This is a genomic window from Geomonas oryzae (assembly GCF_004117875.1).
GTDB lineage: Bacteria > Desulfobacterota > Desulfuromonadia > Geobacterales > Geobacteraceae > Geomonas > Geomonas oryzae.
The window spans coordinates 291,432-311,767 of sequence record NZ_RAHW01000007.1 but is presented as its reverse complement, the minus strand read 5'-3'; the positions used below and the strand labels follow the sequence as shown (position 1 = coordinate 311,767).

Below are 20,336 nucleotides of genomic sequence, written 5' to 3'. Positions count from 1 at the left end.
TCCATGCCGAACAGGCTTTTCAAAAAGGCTTTCATCGTCTCTCCTAATGGTGATCTTTTGAGGCGGTCGGTCTCGGCTGCCTTCGGCGCCTCTGCTCCGCTCTCGATGATGCGACTTTAACCACTATTGCGGGGGGCGACCTTGACCTAAGTCATAAAAACGCGATTCTGGTTTTTGGGATCTTTTTGGTCTTGTGGGGCTGGGGACGGGCGCCGCTGTGGACCTAATGGACCCGGTGGACACGATGGACTGCAGCTAAGGGGCGGTGAAACGCAGGCTGGGCGGGCTGGGGCGGTGGGCCGGGAGAGCAGGGAGAGCAGGGAGAGCAAGGAGAGCAGGGTGGTACGGAGGGGGGGGGAGGGACGCTGGGGCGCTGGAAGGGTGCGGGGCAGCGTCAGTTGATGACGCTGCCGATCATGGCGCGGTAGATGTCGGGACGGAGTACCAGTTGCAAACTGGCGGAGGTGGCGGCTCCAAAGCCTATCGCCTGCTCGCCTCCTATGGAGCTGTTCAGATGATAGATCGGGCGCAAGTTAAAACCCAGCCGCACCAGGTCGGCTTCGAAAACGGGACCGTGCTTCACGGCCAACTCGGAAAGACTGTCCCAGGTCGCCCACATGTCTACGGGGATCGCTATCCCTTCTGCTACACGTATCAGTTCCTGCATGGCTCGCTCCTCGGTCCTTTTGATGAGACCTATCGGCAGGCCGGTCCGGAACTTGAGCGATCAACTGCGCATGGCGTCGAGGCTCGCGACGGCGTTGCGGGCTGGGCAGTCGGCCGCGGCACAACTGGTGAGGACCTTCAAAAGGGCGAGCGCCAGCAATAAAAGGCCGAGGATGAGCAGCGCCACGCCACTCCAGCCGTGGGATACCCAGAAGACTCCGCCGACGGTGCCGGAGATGCTTGAACCGAGATAGTAGAAGAAGAGGTAGAGTGAAGCGGCCTGGGCTCGGGCGGTCTTGGCGCGGCTTCCTACCCAGCTGGAGGCGATGGTGTGGGCGCCGAAAAAGCCGCAGGTGAAGATGGCGATGCCGGTGACGATGCTGCCTACGTCGCGGCTCGTGGTGACGGCGGCCCCGAAAACCATGGTGCCGATGGTGAGAAAGAGCATCCTCCCGCGACCGAAACGCTCGACCTGTCCGCCGATCATGGAGGAGCTGAAGGAACCTAGCATGTAGACCAGGAAGATCAGGGAAACGAGCCACGCGGAAAGGTGGTAGGGGGCGCCTAAAAGCCGGAAGGTGATGTAGTTGTACAGGGTTACGAAGCTCCCCATGATCAGGAAGGAGATGCCGTACAGGCAGAGCAGTCCCGGGTCCTTCAGCTGGCGCAGCAGCGAGCTGAACAGGTAGCGCACCGCGAACGGGCGCTTCTTCAGGTTTTCGGATGGGGGAAGGGTCTTGGCGAAGTAAAGGCTCAAGACGAGGCAGACCACGCCGATCACCTCGAGGGCAACCCTCCAACTGGTCTCTTCGGACATCACCGCGGTGAAAATCCTTCCGGTCATGCCGCCGATTGCATTGCCGCTTATGTACAGACCGATCGCCGAGGTGAGCGAGCCGGGGGCGATCTCTTCACTCAAATACGCCATGGCCACCGCCGGAAGCCCGGCGAGAGCGATACCCTGCAGGAACCTGACGACGACCAGTTGCTCGAGGTTCGCCGTCTGGGAGGTGATCAGCGCGAGTATCGAGGTCGTAACGAGTGAGGCGACCATGACGGCCTTGCGGCCGAGCGTTTCGGAGATGGTACCGGCAAAGAGCATGGAGACGGCGAGGGCGCAGGTGGTTACCGATAGGGGGAGGCTCGCGAAGGCGGCACTCACGCCGAATTCACGGGTGAAGACCGGCAACAGCGGCTGCACGTCGTAAAGGGTGATGAAGGTTACGAACCCGGCGCAGAAAAACGCCCAGTTGATCTGCCGGTATCTCTTGGTGCCGCTCGTTATCGATCCCATTGCTCTCTCCCCGCTTACTGCCTGTGACGGAGTCCACTATAGCGCTTGCCATACCATAAGCAAAATATATAATGCTTATCGTATTAATAACAATTCGGTATGATTGTGGCTCCCTCCCCTGCCTGCGGACCGAAGCCCTACGGTGGGCGAAGGCCTGGAGGGGGAGGGCAGGGGAGGGGGCGCGGAGCGTTTCGTGCAGGCAGAAGCTCCCCCCTCCCGACCTCCCCCCTCCCGGGGGGAGGAGATTTCCGGGGACGGCATCTTTATCGCGGAGAAGAAACCATGGAAGTACGGCAGCTCAAATATTTCCTCGAAGTGGCGCGGCTTAAAAATTTCACCAAGGCGGCGGAGTCGCTGCGCATCGCGCAGCCCGCGATCAGCATGGCGGTGAAGAAGCTCGAGGAGGAACTCGACCTCATGCTTTTCAACCGGCAGGACAAGCGGGTTTCTCTTACCGCGGAGGGAGAGATCTTCTTGCCGCACGCACGGCGCATCCTAGACGACCTGCATGGGGCGGAGCTGGAGATGGCCGAGCTGAAGGGGCTAAGCCGCGGAGAGGTGAGGATCGGGATCACGCCGATGATCAGCGCCTACTTCTTCCCGGACATCATAAGGGACTTCAAGAGGGCCTACCCGCAGCTCAGCATCTCCGTGCTCGGCGAAGGCTCGGGGCGGATCCAGAAGATGATCGGCCAGGGGGAACTCGACATGGGGGTGGTGGCGGGAGGGGGAAGCGCCGCTTTTCCGGAGGCCCTGGAGGTGCGCCGCTTCCTGCGCGAGGAGATCGTCGTCTGCGTGCCGCTTGACCATCCCTTCGCCGGACGCGCCTCGGTGACGCTTGCCGAGTTCATCCGGGAGCCGCTGGTCTTCTACAAAGAGGGGTACTACATCAGGGAGTTCTTTCTGGAGGCGATCAAGGAGAGCGGCAGTACGCCGGACATCGTCTTCGAGACGAACCTCTTTTCGCTGGTTAAATCGCTGGTTAGAAACGGTACCGGGATATCCATCTTCCTCAAGATGGTGGTGGCGGGAGACGAGGACCTGGCCGCGGTCCCCTTCGATCCCCCTCTGTCCCTCGACCTGCTCATCGCCTGGAAGAAGGACACCTACCTCTCCCTTGCCAATCGCGCTTTCGTCGATTTTCTACTGAAGCACGCACCGGGGGAGCGCTCGGCGGGGGAACCTCGGGGCTAGGTGAGGAGCTCGATCAGTTTCGCCGCGATCTTCTTCGGAGGGAGCACGTAGTCGACCGCCCCGGTGAGCGCCGCTGCCTTCGGCATGCCGTAGATGGTCGAGGAATGCTGATCCTGGGCGATGGTGACCCCGCCGATATCATGGATGTGCTTGATCCCGTCGGCGCCGTCGCGCCCCATCCCGGTCAGCACGATGCCGACCAGTTTTCCCTTGAGCGGTCGGGAGACGGAAAGCATCGCCACGTCGGCCGCCGGCTGCACGTAGTTCACCCGCGCCCCCTCGTACAAAACGACCCGGTGGTTCCCCTCGAGCTTCAGGTGAAAGCCCCCGGGGGCCATGTAGATGTGCCCGTGTTTCAGGTACTCCCCGTCCTCGGCGAGGGTCACCGGCATCGTTGCCGCGGTGGCAAGCCCCTGGGCGATCCGGTAATCCATCTGCGGCGTGATGTGCAGCACGATGAGAAAGGCGGCGTCCAGCGGGGGAATCTCCTTGAAGAGCGCCTTCAGGGTAAGCGGGCCTCCGGTGGAGACCCCGATGACGACGAGGTTCCTAGCGCTCATGGTCGTCTACCGGCGTGTTTAAAAGCGTAAGGTAGTACTCCAGGGAATCGAGCAGTTCGTCCGGGTTGAAGGGCTTGGTCATGTAGTCGGACACGTACTCCTGGAGCCCGTCCATCTTCGAGTCGGGCTCTCCCATGCCGGTCAGCATCACCACGATGTTCCCCTCGTAAAGCCCCCGACCCACCATCTCCCTTATGGTGTCCCAGCCGTCCATCTCCGGCATCATGATGTCCATGAGGATCACCCCCCTGAACCCCTGCTCCAGGTGCTCCAGGCATTCCATGCCGCTGGCGGCGCTGGTCAGCTCGAGCCGTCCGGACTCGCAGATGATGTCCACCGATGCCCTTACGTACTCGTTGTCGTCTACGATCATTATCTTTTTGTTCATGGCGCGGGTTCCTTCCTGTGGGGGGGGTAGCCCCTCTGTTCTCCAATGAGTCGTGCCATCTCCCTGTGATCCAGGGGAGGAGGCTCGGCAACTGCAGGGGCCATCTGGAACAGCATCTCGGTGATCCTCGCCATGAACTGTTCCAGGGTGAAGGGTTTCGCCAGGAAGATCGCCTGCCGGCTCTCCTGCTCTTCCTGGAGGGGGCTGTTGGTGTAGCCCGAGATGTAGAGTACCGGCAGGTCAGGGTACTGCTCCTGCAGCTTCTGGTACAGCTCGGGACCGGTCATCTCCGGCATGATGACATCGGTCGCCAGCAGGTCGATGTCGGAGGTCGTGACCGCGGCAAGCTCCAAGGCGCGTGCCGGCGAGTCTGCGGCGAGGACGCGGTAGCCGAAGGAGTCGAGCAGATCGGCGGTCGCCTCGCGGATCATCCGGTTGTCCACGACGAGAAGGATCACCTTTTCCGCGCTCCCGTCCTGCTGCAGCTGCGTTCTAAGCGGCGGGGTGAGGATCGGTTCCTCGAGGCTTGCGCTGGCCGGGAGGTAGATCGCGAACCTCGTCCCTTCCCCGGGGGCGCTCTTCACCTCGATGCAGCCGCCGTGGTGCTTGACGATGCCGTAGACGGTGGCGAGCCCGAGGCCGGTGCCGCGGCCGGTTTCCTTCGTGGAGAAGAAGGGCTCGTAGACCCGCCTCAATATCTCTTCGCTCATGCCGCAGCCGTCGTCGCTGCAGGCGAGCAGGATGTAGTGCCCGGGCTTCGCAACCGGATGCTGCCGGTGGAACTCGTCATCGAGGATCAGGTGCCCCGTCTCGAGGCAGATGGAGCCCCTCCCCTCTATCGCGTCCTGCGCGTTCAGGATGAGGTTCAAAAGCACCTGTTCGAGTTGGCCGCGGTCCGCCTGCACCTTGGCGGCGCCGGGGGAGAGGATGAGGTCGATGACGATGTCGTCCCTTATGGTGGCGCGCATGATCTCCCTGAAGGAGGTGATCACCTCGTTCAGGTCGAGGAGCGTCATGTGCAGCGCCTGCTTGCGCCCGAAAGATAGCAGTTTCTGAGTGAGTTCGCTAGCTTTATGCGCTGCGGCACTCATCGACTGCACCATGCGGGCCTGAGGCGACCCCTCCGTGGACATGCGCAGCAGCATGTCGCCGTAGACTATGATCGGCGTCAAGAGGTTGTTGAAGTCGTGGGCCACGCCGGCCGCCAGCTGTCCGACCGCCTCGATCTTCTGGCTCTGGCGCAACTGCTCCTCCAGGACGTGGCGACCTTCATCGGCCCGCACGCGGCTGATGGCGATCCCGGCGAGGTGAGCCGCCGATTCCAGGAGCTGGAGGTCGTCCTCGCTCGGTGGGAGCGGCTCTCTCCGGTACACGGCGATGGTGCCGAGCAGGGTGCCGTTGGCGGCGAAGACCGGGTCGGACCAGCACGACCTGAGCCCGGCATCGCGCGCGGCGGGGAAATCGCGCCACCACGGGTGCTCGTCCAGGTCCTCGATCACCACGCGCTGCCGCAGAAAGGCGGCCGTGCCGCAGGAGCCGTTCCCCTTGATGATCTGCAGCCCGTCCATCGCCTCGTTGAAGGCGCTGGGGAAGGAGGGGGCCGCGCCGTGGTGCAGCTTGGTCCCGGAGTTGTCGATGAGGAGGATGGAGCAGAGCGATCCGGGGATGGACTCTTCGACGAAGCTGACCACCGAGGTGAGGAGTTCCTCGAGGGGTGCGTCCGAGGCGACCCGCTCCAGCGTTTTCAGGCGGCTTTGCTCCCTTATCTCGGCCCGTTTTCTCTGGGTGATGTCGCGGGCGATGTTCAGGATGAGCAGGGCTCCCCGGCTCTCCATGGTCCGCGCCCGCACCTCGACCGGGATCACCCGGCCGTCCTTGGCCCGGTAGGCGCTCTCGAAGGCGGCTTCGCCGCACTCGGTGATGAGACGGATGGTCGGCTCTATCTGCGCCGCGCATTCGGGGGGCTCGATCTGGTGCAGTTTAAGCCCGGCCAGTTCCTCGGGCGAGTAGCCTGTCATGCGGCTGAACGCCTGGTTGAAGTGGATCAGGCGCCCCTCCTCGTCGGTCTGCACGATGCTGTCGTTGGCCGCGTCGATCTGGGCCGCCTTCAGGGCGAGTTCCGTCCGCTGCTCCTCGATGATGCGCCGGGTCTCCTCGAAGTGCTCCAGGTGGGCGAACAGCAGCCGGGCGAGCACCGCGAGGGCCATGCACAAAAGCAGGATGAGCACCGACTGCAACAGCGAGGTCCACCCTCCGGTGCGGCCGATATGAAAGAGCCCGAGGGTGAGGATGCCGAGCGCCGCGCAGGTCACGACGGCGACGGTGATGCCGATGCGGAGTTTCAGTTGATCAACGGAAAGATATTTCATATGTCGTACAGTGCCGGAAACGCGTCTCCGGAACCGTCCCCCTTGAGGGTGAAGAAAATGGTGGTGCCAAGGCCGGGACCTGGGCTCTCCGCCCAGATCCTGCCGTCGTGGTTGGTGACGATCCTCTTGCAGATGGCGAGCCCGAGCCCCTGCGTGGTTAGGTCGTGGCGCGCGCTGTCCGCCTTGTAGAACTCGTCGAAGATGAGGTTCAGGTGTTCCCGGTCGAGCCCCACGCCGTCATCCCGCACCGATACCACGACCTCGTCCTCCCAGCCGGTGGCGGAGAGCACCACCTTGCCGTTTTGCGCCGCGTAACGTGCCGCGTTGCTCAACAGGTTCTTGAAGAGGAGGGTGAGCTGTTCAGCCGATCCCAGCACCTTGAGTTCCGGGTCGATGGCGTTGCAGCAGATCACGCCGCGCTCGGCAAGGGCCTCGGCGACGTCGCCCATCGCGCTGTCCGCCGCGACGGCGAGGTTCACCGGAAGGAGCCTCGGGCGCTCCGAGGAGATGCGCACCAGGTCGAAGGACTTTCCCGCCAAACCCTGGATCTGGTTCACGCACTGCTGGCAGATCTCCAGCATCCGGTCCACGCCCGCGTCCTCCACCTTCCGCCTTATCATCGGCAGCAGGGCGAAAAGAGGGGTGAGCGGCGTGTTCAGGTCGTGGTTCAGCTGGATCATGAGCGACTCCATCATGCGCGAGCGGTGCCTTTGGGCCTCCATCAGGCTGCGCTCCTTTTCGGCCGCCTTTCTCTCGGTGATGTCGAGGATCACCCCCACCAGGCCGCCGGGGGTGCCGTGCTCGTCACGGAAGGAGGCCTTGTGGAACATGACGTCGCGCAGCGAGCCGTCGGCGTAGCACACCTGCGATTCGTAGATCTGCGTTCCGGTCGCCTCCATGATTTCCCGGTCCATGTCGTAGTAGCGCTGCGCCAGTTCTTCCGGCCAGAGCTCGAAGACCGATTTGCCGATCAGCTCCTCGCGGGTAAGCCCCACGTAGGACTGGAAGGCCTTGTTGCACAGGGTGTAGCGCCCCAGGGCGTCCTTGGAGAAGATCGGACTGGGGATGGTATCGAGCAGGTGCTGCTGGAAAAGCAGCTGCGTCCTTATCTCCCGCTCCGACTGCCTGCGATTGAGGATCAAAAGAACGGCGAAGAGCACGAAGATCGCGGCGAGGGTGCCGTTTATCGCGGTGATCTTCAGGGCGATCCCCTTGTAGCGCGCGAGGTACTCGCTTTGCTTCACGCCGACGAAGAGGGCGCCGATCACCTTGCCGCTTGCGTCCCGGACCGGGTCGTATGCGGTGAAGTAGGGGATGCCGAGGATGTCCGCGCTGCCGCGGTAGCGCATCCCCTGCCGGAAGACGGTATCGTACGCCGGGCCGGTGAGTTTCGTCCCGATCGCCCGGGTTCCGTCCGCCTTCATCACGTTGGTGGCGATCCGGGTGTCGCCCATGAAGATGGTCGCGCGGCTGCCGGTGATGTGGAAGATCCGGTCCGGGATCTCGTTGCTGCCGTTAAGCACGTAATAGTCGCCGAGGATCATCCTGCCGTCCTCGATGTGGAAAAGGTTGCCGCGGCGGCTGGCCTGCTCCCAGAAGGCCGCCATGCTGCTCTCCTGCTGCCGGGTCGCCTGGCGCACCGCCTCCTCGCGGATCTGCTCCAGCACGAGACGGTTCGCTACCATCATGACGAAGGCGATGGCGACCGCCGTAATCAGCAGGAGTATGGGGACCTTTTCGGTTGCCATCTTGAGATGGTTCAAATTTCTTTTCTCCGGTTACGGCAAAAGGCGTTCAGACCCCGCGTTGTCAGTCTGCTTGTTGTGGTCGCCGAAAATGGCTCAAACCCTGAAGCTGCGCTTGCCGTGCGAAGCGAGCCAGCCAAGGAGGCGATGCGCCATCTCGGACAGGGGGACCACCTCGTCCACGCCGCCTCGGGCGATTGCCTCACGGGGCATGCCGAATACGACGCAGCTCTCCTCGTCCTGGGCGAAGGTCCTCGCCCCCGCCTGGTGCATCTCGAGCATCCCGGCGGCGCCGTCGTCCCCCATGCCGGTCATGATGATGCCGAGGCCGTTGGCGGCGGCGCAGTTGGCCGTGGAGCGGAAAAGGACGTCCACCGAGGGGCGGTGCCGCGACACCGGGGGACCGTCGTCCAGGGCGATGGTGTAGTTGGCGCCGCTTCTGGCGAGCATCATGTGCCGGTTGCCGGGCGCTATGTAGGCGTGCCCCGGCAGCACACGCTCGCCGTGCTCCGCTTCCTTCACCGCCAGCGCGCAAAGGCCGTTCAGCCGTGCCGCGAAGGTGCGCGTGAAGGTCTCAGGCATGTGCTGCGTGATGAGGATCCCCGGGCAGTCCGGCGGGAGCTGGGTCAGGAAGGCCTTGAGCGCTTCGGTCCCCCCGGTGGAGGAGCCGACGGCGATCACCTTTTCAGTCGTGGAAAAGTGCTGACGGGCGCTTGGGAGCACCGCGTCGGCGGTGAGCTTTCGCTCGACCTGCGGCACGCTCCGCGCAGCACCCCGGTTGCGGAAGGAGAGGTGGGCGCAGCGGATCTTTTCGGTGAGTTCCTGCGCGTACTCCATGAGCCCGCTGCGGATGTCGATCTTCGGCTTGGTGACGAAATCGAAGGCGCCAAGCTCCAGCGCCCGCAGCGTCACCGTCGAACTCTTCTCGGTAAGCGAGGAGACCATCACCACCGGCATGGGGCGCAGCCGCATCAGCTTCTCGAGAAAGACCAGCCCGTCCATCTTGGGCATCTCGACGTCCAGGGTGATGACGTCCGGGTTCAGTTCCTTTATCTTCTGCCGCGCCGCGAGCGGGTCCGGCGCCGTCCCCACCACCTTGAGGTCGGGTTCGGCGTCGATGATCTCGGTCAGAAGCGACCGGATCAGCGCGGAGTCGTCTACTATGATCACCTTTATGGGCATCGCGTTTGTTCCTGCGGGTTGCGCATCCTTTTCACGAGGGCGCGACCGGTTTTTGGGAAGAAGATCACCTTTCTGGGGCAGCACTCCCCAAGGTCCGAGGCGACGATGGGGATCCCCTGTCTTTTCAAGTAGTCGATGGCGAAGGCCGCATTGCTTCCGCCGATATCGGCGGCGGTCGCCATGACGCGCCCCGCACCGAAAACCTTCGCCGCCAGGCGCCTGCGGTCCGCGCCCAGAAGCTCCAACTGCGCCATGAGGCGCCTCATCGCGCAACTGCCGTAGCGGGCGCAACTGCGCGACTCCGTGTTGCAGAGGCCGGCGCAGGGGGTGGCGTCGCCTCCTTTTTGCAGATCCGGGAGCATGAAGTGGTTCATGCCGCCAACGCCGCGCTCGATGTCGTAGAGACAGACGGCCACGCAGGAACCAAGAAGCGTGGTGATGGCGAGTTCCTCGGAGGTGGCAAAGAACTCGCCCGCCACGATCTTCACCGCCTCGGTTGCGAACTCCTGGTCGAAGTAGCGCGCCGGCTCCTGCTGTTTCCCCCTTTTCGCCACCGTCAGCTCCTCAATGCATAGGTCGTGTTGCCGCAGATCCTGAAGAGGTCCTGGGCGTGATGCAGGCTTTCCGAGTGCCCCACGAAGAGGAGCCCGTCGGGTTGCAGCACCCGGGCGATCCGCTCCAGGATCGCCTGCTGGGTGTTCCTGTCGAAGTAGATCATCACGTTGCGGCAGAAGATGAAGTCGAACCTGCCGCGCATGGGCCACTCATGGTCTAGGAGGTTCAGCCGCTTGAAGGAGACCATGCGGCGCAGCTCCTCCTTCACCCGGACGAACCCCTCGTTTTTCCCGTCGCCGCGCAGGAAGAAACGTCTGCGGTACGCCTCTGACACCTTGTCCAGCTGGTCGACCGGGTAGATCCCCTCGCGCCCCCGTGCGAGCACGTTGGTGTCGATGTCGGTGGCGAGGATGCTCGCCTGGTTTTTCCCGCCGAGGGCGTCGAGAGCGGTCATGGCTATCGAGTAGGGCTCCTCGCCGCTGGACGATGCGCAACTCCAGATGGTGACCGCACGCCCCGCCGGGCGTTGCGCCAAACGCTCGGCCAGGGTCCTGAAGTGATGCGGCTCCCGGAAGAAGGAGGTCATGTTGGTGGTGAGGGCGTTGATGAAGGCCTCCACCTCCTCAGGCTCGCCCCCCTCCACGATCGAGATGTAGTCGGAGAATGTGGCGACGCCGCGCGCCCGCAGCCGTCGCGCGAGGCGGCTGTAGACCATGTCCATCTTCCCCGGGGCAAGGGCGATCCCCGCGTAGCGGTAGATGAAGGCCCGGATGCGCGCGAAGTCGTCAGCGGTGAACTCGAACTGCCCCGGGTGAAGCGCCGCTCCCCCCCCCGTCAGGGGAAGCGGCGCGTTACGGGGTGCCTCGGTTCTCAGAACTCCTTCCAGTCATCGTCCGGCTCCGCTTCCGCTGCGCGTGCCAGACGTTGTTCCGGGACTCTTGCCCCTGCCGATGCCGCTACGGGTTTTGCCTTTTTCTCCTGCACCTGGGGCTTTGCCGCCGCGCGGGTGAGCTTGCGCTTCTCCGCCGGCGGCGCTGCCTGCTTCTGCGCCTGCTCCAGGGTGAAGCGGGCCACGACGGAAACGAGCTGCTGGGCCTGCTCTTCGAGAGACTCGGCCGCCGCCGCGGCTTCTTCCACCAGTGCGGCATTTTGCTGGGTGACGTCGTCCATCTGGGTGATCGCGGTGTTGACCTGTTCGATCCCGGAGGACTGCTCGATCGACGCGGCCGAGATCTCGGCCATGATGTCGGTCACGCGCTTGATGCTGGTGACGATGTCCTGTGTGGTGCGCCCCGCCTCCTCGACGAGCCGGCTGCCGTCCTGGACCTTGGCGACCGAGTCCTCGATGAGCGACTTGATCTCCTTGGCTGCCGCGGCGCTTCTTTGCGCGAGGCTTCTCACCTCGGCGGCGACGACCGCGAACCCTCTTCCCTGCTCGCCGGCGCGCGCCGCCTCGACCGCGGCGTTGAGGGCCAGGATGTTGGTCTGGAAAGCGATGCCGTCGATGACGCCGATGATGTCCGAGATCTTCTTGGAGCTGTCGGTGATCGACTCCATGGTGCGCACCACGCGGTTGATCACCTCGCCACCCTTGACCGCGACCCCGGAGGCGTTGATGGCGAGCTGGTTCGCCGCCTGGGCGTTGTCGGCGTTCTGCTTAACCGTCGAGGTGAGCTCCTCCATGCTGGAGGCGGTCTCCTCGAGGGCGCTCGCCTGCTCCTCGGTGCGCTGGGAGAGGTCGGCGTTCCCCGCCGCGATCTCCTCGGTCGCCGTGGCGATCGATTCGGCGCCGTTTCTCACGTCCCCAACGATGTGGGCGAGTCCCTCGTTCATCTCCTTCAGCGAGGCGAGGAGTTCGCCGGTCTCGTCCCTGCTCTCCACCGAGATGTGTCCGGTGAGGTCGCCGGAGGCGATGCGCCTGGATGCCCCGATGGCCTGGTCGAGCGCCTCCTTGATACGGCGCGCGACGAACCAGGCGAAGACGAAGATGAGGGCGGCAAGCGCCGCGGTGCCGCCGATGATCTTCCAGCGGATCATGTCCATCTCGGCTTTCACGTTGTCGACGTAGATGCCGCTTCCCACGACCCAGCCCCACTCCTTCATCTGCTTCACGTAGGAGATCTTAGGGACGGGGACGGTGGAGCCGGGTTTCGCCCACATGTAGTCGACCACCCCTTCGCCTTTTTCCTTGCAGACGTTCACGAACTCGACGTAGAGCCGCTTGCCGTTGGGGTCCTTGTTGTCGTACTGGGTCTTGCCGATCAGCTCCGGCTTGATCGGGTGCATGAGCACCTTGGTGTCCATGTCGTTCACCCAGAAGTATTCGTTCCCCTGGTACCTCATCTCGGAGATCTGCTTCAGCGCATCCGCCTGGGCCTGCTGCAGGGTCTTTTTCCCCTGCTGCACCGCGTTGTAGTTGCTGGTGACGACGTCATAGGCCACGTCGACCACCGCCTTCGTCGCCTGTATCTTCTCGTCCATCAGCTTGTTCTGCATGAAGGGGAGCACGTAGAGCATCACGCCGAGTACCATCATGAAAATGGTGGCAACCGAGATGCTGAGGATCTTCGTGAGTATCTTCCAGTCTTTGAAACGTGCCGTTTTCATTGGTTCACCACCTCGCTCTGGGAATTGTCAGCCGCACTGTCTACGATCTGCAGTTCGTCGCTGCCGATCAGCTTTTCGATGTCCACCAGGATCAGCATCTGGTCGTTGAGCGTCCCAAGCCCCGTGATGTAGCGGGTGTCGAGCGACGCGCCCAGCTCCGGCGCCGGCTTGATGCTTTCCCTGGGAAGCGCCACCACGTCGGAGACGCCGTCCACCACGATCCCCACCACCTTGCCGAGCACGTTGATGATGATCACCACGGTGAACTCGTGGTAGGTCGCCTCCCCCACGTTGAACTTGATGCGCAGGTCCACGATGGGGACGATGACCCCGCGCAGGTTGATCACCCCTTTGATGAACGCGGGGGTGTTGGCGATCCGGGTGACGCTGTCGTACCCCCTGATCTCCTGCACCTTGAGGATGTCGATCCCGTAGCTCTCGCTTCCCAGCGTGAAGGTGAGGTACTCAGCCGCCGCCTGCGCCACCCCTAGCTGTTCGGAGCCGTTTTGTGCCGTCTCTTGCATGGTTCTTTGGCCTCCTTCCCTTTAAAGCTGCTTGTGCATCGAAAAAAGCTCCGGGAGGTCGAGGATAAGCGCCACGCGCCCGTCGCCCAGGATGGTCGCCCCGGCGCTCCCTTCGACCCGGCGGTAATTGGTCTCGATGCTCTTCACCACGACCTGCTGTTCGTCCAAAAGGGCGTCCACCATCACCGCCCCGCGTTCGCCGTCCGCCTCCACCAGCACCAGGATCCCCCGGCACGGCTCGGTCACGCAGGTCTCCAGGTTGAAGATCGAGTGGAGCTTCAGGATGGGGAGGTATTCCCCGCGCACCTGGACCACCTCGCGCCCGTTGACCGTCTTCAACTGCTCCGCCTTCGGTTGCAGCGATTCGATCACCACGTTGAGCGGGACGATGAACTTCTCTTCTCCCACCGCCACCGAGAGCCCGTCCAGGATGGCCAGGGTGAGCGGGAGGCTTATGGTCACCCGCACCCCTTTTCCCGGCTCGGAGGCGATCTGCACGCGCCCCCCGATCGCCTGGACGTTCTTCAGCACCACGTCCATCCCGACGCCGCGCCCGGAGAGGTCGGTGATCTCGCTCGCGGTGGAGAAGCCTGGGGCGAAGATGAGCTGCCACACCTCTTCGTCGCTCATCGTCTCCGAGCATGGGATGCCGTTTTCCGCCGCCTTGGCGAGGATCCTCTCCCGGTTGAGCCCCGCGCCGTCGTCGATGACGTCGATAACGATCCTTCCACCCACCTGGGAGGCGGAGAGCTGCAGCGTTCCGACCGGATTCTTGCCGGCAGCAACCCGTTTCTCCGGGCTTTCCAGCCCGTGGTCGAGGGCGTTGCGCACGAGGTGGGTGAGGGGATCGGAGATCTTTTCGATGAGGCCGCGGTCGAGTTCGGTGCTGTCGCCGGCCGTCTTCAGTTCCACCTGCTTGCCGAGCTTCGCCGCTATCTCGCGCACGAGGCGCGGGAAGCGGCTGAAGACGATGCTGATCGGGACGAGCCGGATCGACATGACGCTCGCCTGCAGGTCCCGGGTGTTGCGCTCCAACTGGGCGAGGCCGCGCTGCAGCGACTGGTGCAGCATCGGGTCGAGCCCGACCGAGACCTGGCTCAGCATCGCCTGGGTGATGAGTAGCTCGCCGACCTGGTTCACCAACTGGTCCACCTTGGTTACGTTCACCCTGATCGACGATTCAGCCTCGCCGCAGCGTCTGCCGAAGGCGCCCGGGGCGGTTTCGTTGCGGTCGTAGGCGCGCCTCCCCTCGACCGGGAGCGCGGGCTCGCCTTGCGCGTCCTGCGCCTGCGTGCGCCGCTCCGCGGGTTGCTCCTCGATTTTGAGCTGGTCTTCGTCCGCCACGAACATGAAGACGTCGGCTAGCTGGTCCCTGTTTGCCCGTGAGACGAGGGCGAACTCCCATCGGGTGATGCAGCACTCGGGGTCGAAGCCTGCGAAGTCCGGGACTTCGGCGAGCCGTGCCTCGCAGCGGAAGGTTCCCGCCTCGGCGAGGTCGGCGAGCTCGGCGATGATGCTCTCCATCCTGACCCGCCTCATGAAGATCTCGGGTTCCGGTGTGAAGGCGAGTCGGTAGCTCGTCGGGAGCTCTCCTGCGGGCGGCGCCTGCGTCTGCGTCTGGGACACGGGGGCGGTGGACGCCTGTGACGTGCCACCATCTATGGTCTGCTGCAGCCTGGCGCGCACCCGGTCGATCGCCTCCTGTTGCACCGGTTTTCCGTCGCGGTGACCGGCTAGTTGCATGGCTATGGCGTCGCCGGCCTCGAGGAAGAGATCGATCATGCCGGGGGCGAAGGCGATCTCGTGGTTTCTGAGCCGGTCCAAAAGCGATTCCATGACATGGGTCACCACGGTCATGTCCTCGAAGCCGAAGATGCCTGCGCCCCCCTTGATGGAGTGGGCGGCACGGAAGATGGCGTTCATCTCTTCCTGGTCCGGCTCCCGGTCCCCGAGCGAGATGAGGATCTGCTCCATCTGCGCCAGGTTCTCCGCGCACTCCTCGAAGAACACCTCGTTGAAGCGTTTCAGATCAACGCCGCTTTGTTCCCCGCCTGCAGTCGTCATGCTTGTCCCTTCGTTGCGGTCGATCGCGCCGGCTTTGGGCCGGTCTGGTTACGGTTGCGGTTGTCCCCCGGAGAAAAGAGCGCAGAAACCGAGCAGCTCGACCCTCTCCCTGATCTCGGGCTCGGCGTTCTCCGCGCTGGCGGCGATGCCCTGGCGCCTCAACTGCTCCAGAAAGAGCGCGAGGAGCTGGCAGCCGCAGGCGTCGATCCCGGTCACCCGTGCCAGGTCGACGTGCACCACCGCCGCGGAGGGGGGCGTCCCGGTGAGGGGCGCGCAGCGCTCGGCGAGGAGCGCGTGCAGGTCGGTGACCCGCTCCATGGTGCAGTCGCCGTCCAGTGTGATGTTTACGTCATTAACAAAACCTTTTTTTGGCATGATCGTCAGGCCCCATAAGGTGTTTTCCCTATTCAGTACGGGAGTTTCCGCAACAAACAACCAGTGTTATATGATGAGACGCTTATCGGCATACGTGCCCGCCACTTTAATTTATCTTTGGGGTCGGGAATCTTCATTGGAAGAAGTCGGGCGGCGCCCGGAGGAAGGGGGGAGCGGAGTCGGGAGGGTGTGGTGTGTTTGGTGCGTATCAGGGAGGGGAAGGCAGGGGGGTAGGGCCTCTTGCCGGCGCCGGGGCCGGCAAGAGGGGGTAGGGGTTACTTTCTGGAGGACTTCACGTACCCCAGTGCCAGCTGGACCGAAATGATGAGCAGGACGAACGTGTTGAAATCGATCTTCATGCGCCTCACCTCCTTCTGGGTGGATTGGGCTCCGGTTTCGCGCACCGTGCGCTTACTTGAACACCTTCGCTATCTGCACCATGGCCGGCCCGAGAACGACCACCAAAAGCGCCGGGAAAATGGCGAACACGAGCGGGAAGATGAGCTTTACCGTGGTCTTTGCCGCCTCCTCCTCCGCCATCTGACGTCGCCTTGTTCTCAGGTCGTCGGAAAAGGTGCGCAGCGCCTGGCCGAGCCCGGTGCCGAACCGCTCGGTCTGGGAGAGCATGGTGGCGAAGGACCTCAGGTCATCCACCATGGTCCGCAGCGCCATGTCCTTCAGGGCCTCCATGCGGGGCTTACCGGCGCGGGTTTCCATGTTCACCTGCCGGATCTCCGCGGTGAGCGGGTTTTTACCGAACTGCGGGGTCTCCGAGGCCTTGAGCAGCGCCGCGTCCATGCTGAGCCCCGCCTCGACGCAAAGGGTGACCAGGTCGAGCAGGTCCGGCAGGGCGTGGAATATCGCCTCCTGGCGGCGCTTGACCCGCCGCTTGAGCCATAAGCTCGGCAGGAGGTATCCGCAGACGGTCAACGCGGAGGTGATGAGCAGGGTGTCGGCGCTGAAATAGTCATGGCCGGGGGCGGCGGCCAGGAGCAGGTAGGGAAGGGGCAGTAATACGGCGAGCATAAGCTTGCTCCCGATGAAGGCATGCAGGGTGTCCCTGCGCAATCCGGCAGCAACCAGCGCCTTGCGGTAACGGGAGTTCTCCCCCTTTGGGAGCTTCACCCGTTCGCCGATGCGGGTCAGTTTCCCGGCCCAAGCGCCCGATGCGGATTCCCTGGTCGCTGCCGTTTTATCCCCCGCCGGGAAAAAAGCGGAGAGACGCTGGGCGACGGTGCTCCGCCTGGTGAGGAAGCCGTACAGGGCGGCGCACAGAAAAAGCGCGGTGCAGAACACGGTGAAGGATATGAGGTAGAGCATGGCGCACCTCTAGATGCGGATGTTGATGATCTTCCTGATGATGGCGAGCCCGACCACCTGCAGCAGTGCCGCGAGGACCAGGATGACCAGGCCGGTCGGCTCTTTCAAAAGCGCGGACTCGTACTCGGGACTGGCACTGTTGAAGACCAGGAAGGCGATCAGGGGGAGGGCTCCCAGGACGTAGCCGGACATCCTCCCCTGCGCGGTGTAGACCCTCACCTGGCGCCTGATCTTCAGCCGCTCCCGTATGGTCCCGGCGAGCTTGTCGAGAAGTTCGGAGAGGTTGCCGCCGATCTCGGCGTTGATGGTCACCATGGTGGTGAAGAACCTGAGGTCGAGGCTTTCCATCCGTTCGTTCATCGCGGTGAGGGCGTCCACCATCCTGAGCCCCAACTGCTGCTGCTCGTGCGCCGTCCTGAAGAGGGGGCCGACCGGAGGGGGGACTTCCTCGGCCACGAGCTGCACCGCGACGGCGAGGGAGTGCCCGGCGCGGAGCGAACGGGCGATCATGGTGAGCGCATCGGGTAAGAGCTCGGTGAAGCGTTCGTGCCGGTGCGAGATCCTCAAGCGAAGCGCGATCTCAATGGCGCCGACGACGGCCGCGGCCGCCGCCGCTGCGGGTGCCGCCTTTCCCGTCACGAGCGCCGCTGCCGCTGCCGCCGCGACCACGCTGAGGGCGCTACCCGCAAGTACCGCGGCGGGGGGGATTGACAGCCCCGCCAGCTCAAGCCTCTTGGCAACGCTGCGTGCGAGTGGCGTACCGGTCACCAGGGCGCCGGCACGGCGGGCCTGCTCGACCAAGCGCGCCTGCAGTTCCGGAGGGAGCTCCCGGTCCGTCCCTGCCAGCTGCTGCAGGCGCCTTTTCAGCTCGGTGCGTGGCGAGGCGCTTCGCTGCAGGAGGTAAAGGCAGGCGGCGCCGAAGGCGAAGAGGGCGGTGAGGAAGACGAAGGTGACGATGGGGATGAGCATGACCGTCTCCTGGCTAGAACATGGCCTGGGGGAGCTCTATGCCGAAAAGCCGGAACCGTTCGGCGAAGAGGGGACGGACGCCGGTGGTGACGAACTCCCCGACGACCCTTCCCTCCCGGTCGATCCCCTGCTGCTGGAAGACCATCACGTCGTGCATCACGATGGTGTTCCCTTCCATCCCGGTGATCTCCGAGAGCTTCACCACCTTGCGGGTGCCGTCGGAGAAGCGCACGAGCTGCAGCACGAGGTTCAGGGCCGAGGCAAGTTGCTCCTTTACGGCCCGCTCCGGGAGTTCCACGCCGGACATGAGCACCATGGTTTCCAGGCGGGAGAGGGCGTCGCGGGTGGTGTTCGCGTGGACGGTGGAGAGGGAGCCGTCGTGCCCGGTGTTCATCGCCTGCAAAAGGTCGAGCGCCTCGGCGCCGCGCACCTCGCCGATGATGATCCGGTCCGGCCGCATCCTGAGGGCGTTGCGCAAAAGGTCGCGTGAATTCACCTCGCCCCGTCCCTCGAGGTTCGGCAGCCTCGTCTCCAGGCGCACCACGTGTTCCTGCTTTAGCTTAAGCTCGGCCGAGTCCTCGATGGTCACCACCCGCTCCCCTTCCGGGATGAAGGCGGACAGGACGTTCAAAAGGGTCGTCTTTCCCGTCCCGGTGCCGCCCGAGACGAGGATGTTGAGGCGCGTCTGCACCGCCGCCTCGAGCAGTTGCGCCATGCGCTCGTCGACCGTTTCCAACTGCACCAGGTCTGTCATGGTGAGAGGGTCGCGCCCGAAACGGCGGATGGAGAGGACCGGTCCGTCGAGGGCCAGCGGGGGGATGATGGCGTTCACCCGGGAGCCGTCGGGAAGCCTCGCGTCGACGTAAGGGGCGGATTCGTCGATGCGCCTTCCCACCTTGGAGACGATGCGCTCGATGATCTGCATCAGGTGTGCGTTGTCCCTAAAGCGAACCGGGGTCCTAAAGAGCCTTCCCTCCCGCTCGATGTAGACGCTCGAGCTGTTGTTGACGAGGATGTCGGAGATCCTGTCGTCGGCGAGCAGGGGCTCGAGCGGCCCGAGGCCGAAGGTTTCGTGCTGGATCTCCCGGACCAGCCGGTCCCGCTCCTTCTGGTTCAGCGGGATCCCCTCCCCGGTGATGAGGGTCTCGATGATGCCGCGGATCTGGTCCGTCATCTCGCAGCTTCTCATCAGGTCCATCTTGGCGAGGTCGATGGTGTCGATCAGGCGCCGGTGGATGCGGGTCTTCATCTCCTTCAACTGATCGTCTTCCGCCATGACGGCGTCTTCGCCTGCCTTCCCAAGCGGGTCGTCCAGCAGCATAGCTACCCCCTTTTCGGTACCCTGGCCGCGTCCCGGCGCAGAGCCCGGCGCCCTAGCGTCTGATGCGCTCGGCTAGCCCCTTTATCGCCCTGCTGACCGGTGACTTGGGCAGCAGCTTGATTACCGGGATCCCTTTGTTTATCGAGGCGACCACGTCGCCGTACTCGTTGGGGATGGCCTGGAACACCGGGATGCCCAGTACCTTTTCCGCGTCTTTGAGCTGGATGTCCGCCCTGGGGAGGTACCGGTTGATGACGAGCTTCACCCGGTCGCTTCCAAGCCCTCTGGCCTCCATGGCGGATATGTAGCGCTTGGTGTGTTTGAGGGCGGGGAGGCTAAGGGTCGTGGTGAAGAGGATGAGGTTGGCGCTGGAAAGGATGGAGGTGTTGCAGCCGGCCAAAAGCCCCACCGCGTCGACCACGACATAGGAGAAGATCCCGCGGAGCAGTTCCAGCACGCGCTGCACCTGCTCAGGCGTGATGGAGACCGCCTCGTCCACCTCCAGCGGCTCGGTGAGGATGTAGGGACCGGAGCTGTGGCGCGTCATCACCCCCATCAGGAACTCCGCGTCGAGGCGCTCCATGTTGCTCGTGACGCTGCTCAGGGTGTAGGCGGGATTCACGTTCAGGAAGGTGCTGACGTCGCCGGCTTCCAGGTTCAGGTCCACCATGGCGACCTTGGCGCCCTCCTCGGCTAACGCCGCGGCAAGGTTGACCGCGATGGTGGTGGTCCCCATGCCGCCGATCGGGTTGTAGACGACGATGATCTCCCCTGCCGGGGTCGCCTGGGGGGCGATCGGGAAAAGCAGGCGCCCTACCTTCCGCATGGACTGGTCCAGATCCTCGGGCGCGATGGGGCGCAGCAGGTATTCCACCGCACCGGCGCGCATGAGTGCCATGAAGCCTTCGACGCTTTTCTCGGCCGAACAGGCGATGACCGAGGCTCTGGGGAATCGGGCGGTGATGGCGCGGATGTCACGGATCCCCTTCTCGACCGTCCCGACCCCCAGGAACACGACGTTTGGGACCCCCTTGGAAAGCGAGGTCTCCCGCGTGGCATGCTCCACGGTTCCCGTTACGGTGATCGATTCGGCATACATCTTTAGGGAAGACTGGAGCGCCTCTCGGGCCGCGCTGTCCTCGTCGATGATGGCAATGGAAAACTCGGCAGTCATCTTGAGCCCCTTCACCGGACCTTCCCCGG

Annotated in this window: 19 protein-coding genes; 1 reads left to right on the top strand and 18 read right to left on the bottom strand. The window is 63.9% G+C overall.

The features are described 5' to 3' along the window. Nucleotides 1–394: 394 nt before the first annotated feature. A complete protein-coding gene (locus D6Z24_RS18220) occupies nt 395–667 on the bottom strand; it encodes a hypothetical protein (protein WP_129128040.1) in 273 nt (90 codons plus the stop codon). A gap of 60 nt (nt 668–727) precedes the next feature. Then, a complete protein-coding gene (locus tag D6Z24_RS18215; RefSeq protein ID WP_129128039.1) occupies nt 728–1,960 on the bottom strand; it encodes an MFS transporter in 1,233 nt (410 codons plus the stop codon). A gap of 282 nt (nt 1,961–2,242) precedes the next feature. Here D6Z24_RS18215 and D6Z24_RS18210 point away from each other — a divergent pair, with 282 nt between their 5' ends. Then, the gene (locus tag D6Z24_RS18210) at nt 2,243–3,154 is read left to right on the top strand and encodes a LysR family transcriptional regulator (RefSeq protein WP_129128038.1); all 912 of its coding nucleotides are present in this window, start codon (nt 2,243–2,245) and stop codon (nt 3,152–3,154) included. Here D6Z24_RS18210 and D6Z24_RS18205 read toward each other — a convergent pair. The 16 genes from D6Z24_RS18205 to D6Z24_RS18135 form a co-directional block, all read right to left on the bottom strand. After that, complete coding sequence (locus tag D6Z24_RS18205; protein ID WP_129128037.1) at nt 3,151–3,714, bottom strand: CheB methylesterase domain-containing protein; 564 nt, start codon at nt 3,712–3,714, stop codon at nt 3,151–3,153. The genes D6Z24_RS18210 and D6Z24_RS18205 overlap by 4 nt on opposite strands. Further along, nucleotides 3,704–4,102, bottom strand: coding sequence for a response regulator (locus D6Z24_RS18200; protein ID WP_129128036.1), 399 nt, complete (start codon nt 4,100–4,102; stop codon nt 3,704–3,706). The genes D6Z24_RS18205 and D6Z24_RS18200 overlap by 11 nt, the downstream gene beginning before the upstream one ends. Next, nucleotides 4,099–6,471 (bottom strand): PAS domain S-box protein, encoded by a 2,373-nt coding sequence (locus D6Z24_RS18195; protein ID WP_129128035.1) that lies wholly within the window; start codon nt 6,469–6,471, stop codon nt 4,099–4,101. The genes D6Z24_RS18200 and D6Z24_RS18195 overlap by 4 nt, the downstream gene beginning before the upstream one ends. Then, the gene (locus D6Z24_RS18190; protein ID WP_246014717.1) at nt 6,468–8,234 is read right to left on the bottom strand and encodes a cache domain-containing protein; all 1,767 of its coding nucleotides are present in this window, start codon (nt 8,232–8,234) and stop codon (nt 6,468–6,470) included. The genes D6Z24_RS18195 and D6Z24_RS18190 overlap by 4 nt, the downstream gene beginning before the upstream one ends. A gap of 78 nt (nt 8,235–8,312) precedes the next feature. After that, nucleotides 8,313–9,398, bottom strand: a complete 1,086-nt coding sequence (locus D6Z24_RS18185) for a protein-glutamate methylesterase/protein-glutamine glutaminase (protein WP_129128034.1) — start codon at nt 9,396–9,398, stop codon at nt 8,313–8,315. Further along, a complete protein-coding gene (locus D6Z24_RS18180) occupies nt 9,389–9,952 on the bottom strand; it encodes a histidine kinase (RefSeq protein ID WP_129128033.1) in 564 nt (187 codons plus the stop codon). Before D6Z24_RS18180 ends, D6Z24_RS18185 begins: the two co-directional genes overlap by 10 nt. A 2-nt stretch (nt 9,953–9,954) precedes the next feature. After that, entirely contained in the window at nt 9,955–10,791 is an 837-nt protein-coding gene (locus D6Z24_RS18175) for a CheR family methyltransferase (RefSeq protein ID WP_246014720.1), read from the bottom strand. A gap of 32 nt (nt 10,792–10,823) precedes the next feature. Further along, nucleotides 10,824–12,560 (bottom strand): methyl-accepting chemotaxis protein, encoded by a 1,737-nt coding sequence (locus tag D6Z24_RS18170; RefSeq protein ID WP_129128031.1) that lies wholly within the window; start codon nt 12,558–12,560, stop codon nt 10,824–10,826. Continuing rightward, entirely contained in the window at nt 12,557–13,084 is a 528-nt protein-coding gene (locus D6Z24_RS18165) for a chemotaxis protein CheW (protein ID WP_129128030.1), read from the bottom strand. Before D6Z24_RS18165 ends, D6Z24_RS18170 begins: the two co-directional genes overlap by 4 nt. 21 nt (nt 13,085–13,105) lie before the next feature. After that, nucleotides 13,106–15,148 carry a chemotaxis protein CheW gene (locus tag D6Z24_RS18160; protein ID WP_129128029.1) on the bottom strand — a complete coding sequence of 681 codons (2,043 nt, stop codon included), beginning with the start codon at nt 15,146–15,148 and terminating at the stop codon, nt 13,106–13,108. Nucleotides 15,149–15,196: 48 nt separating this feature from the next. Further along, a complete protein-coding gene (locus D6Z24_RS18155) occupies nt 15,197–15,523 on the bottom strand; it encodes an STAS domain-containing protein (RefSeq protein WP_129128028.1) in 327 nt (108 codons plus the stop codon). Nucleotides 15,524–15,798: 275 nt separating this feature from the next. Then, entirely contained in the window at nt 15,799–15,927 is a 129-nt protein-coding gene (locus tag D6Z24_RS21975) for a hypothetical protein (RefSeq protein ID WP_281275047.1), read from the bottom strand. A gap of 7 nt (nt 15,928–15,934) precedes the next feature. Beyond that, nucleotides 15,935–16,843, bottom strand: coding sequence for a type II secretion system F family protein (locus D6Z24_RS18150; protein ID WP_129128027.1), 909 nt, complete (start codon nt 16,841–16,843; stop codon nt 15,935–15,937). 9 nt (nt 16,844–16,852) lie between these two features. Then, nucleotides 16,853–17,812 carry a type II secretion system F family protein gene (locus D6Z24_RS18145; protein ID WP_129128026.1) on the bottom strand — a complete coding sequence of 320 codons (960 nt, stop codon included), beginning with the start codon at nt 17,810–17,812 and terminating at the stop codon, nt 16,853–16,855. Between the two features lie 13 nt (nt 17,813–17,825). Then, nucleotides 17,826–19,133 (bottom strand): CpaF family protein, encoded by a 1,308-nt coding sequence (locus tag D6Z24_RS18140; RefSeq protein WP_129128025.1) that lies wholly within the window; start codon nt 19,131–19,133, stop codon nt 17,826–17,828. A gap of 52 nt (nt 19,134–19,185) precedes the next feature. Continuing rightward, nucleotides 19,186–20,307: a nucleotide-binding protein gene (locus D6Z24_RS18135; protein WP_129128024.1), complete on the bottom strand. Its 1,122-nt coding sequence runs from the start codon at nt 20,305–20,307 to the stop codon at nt 19,186–19,188. Nucleotides 20,308–20,336 lie beyond the last annotated feature (29 nt).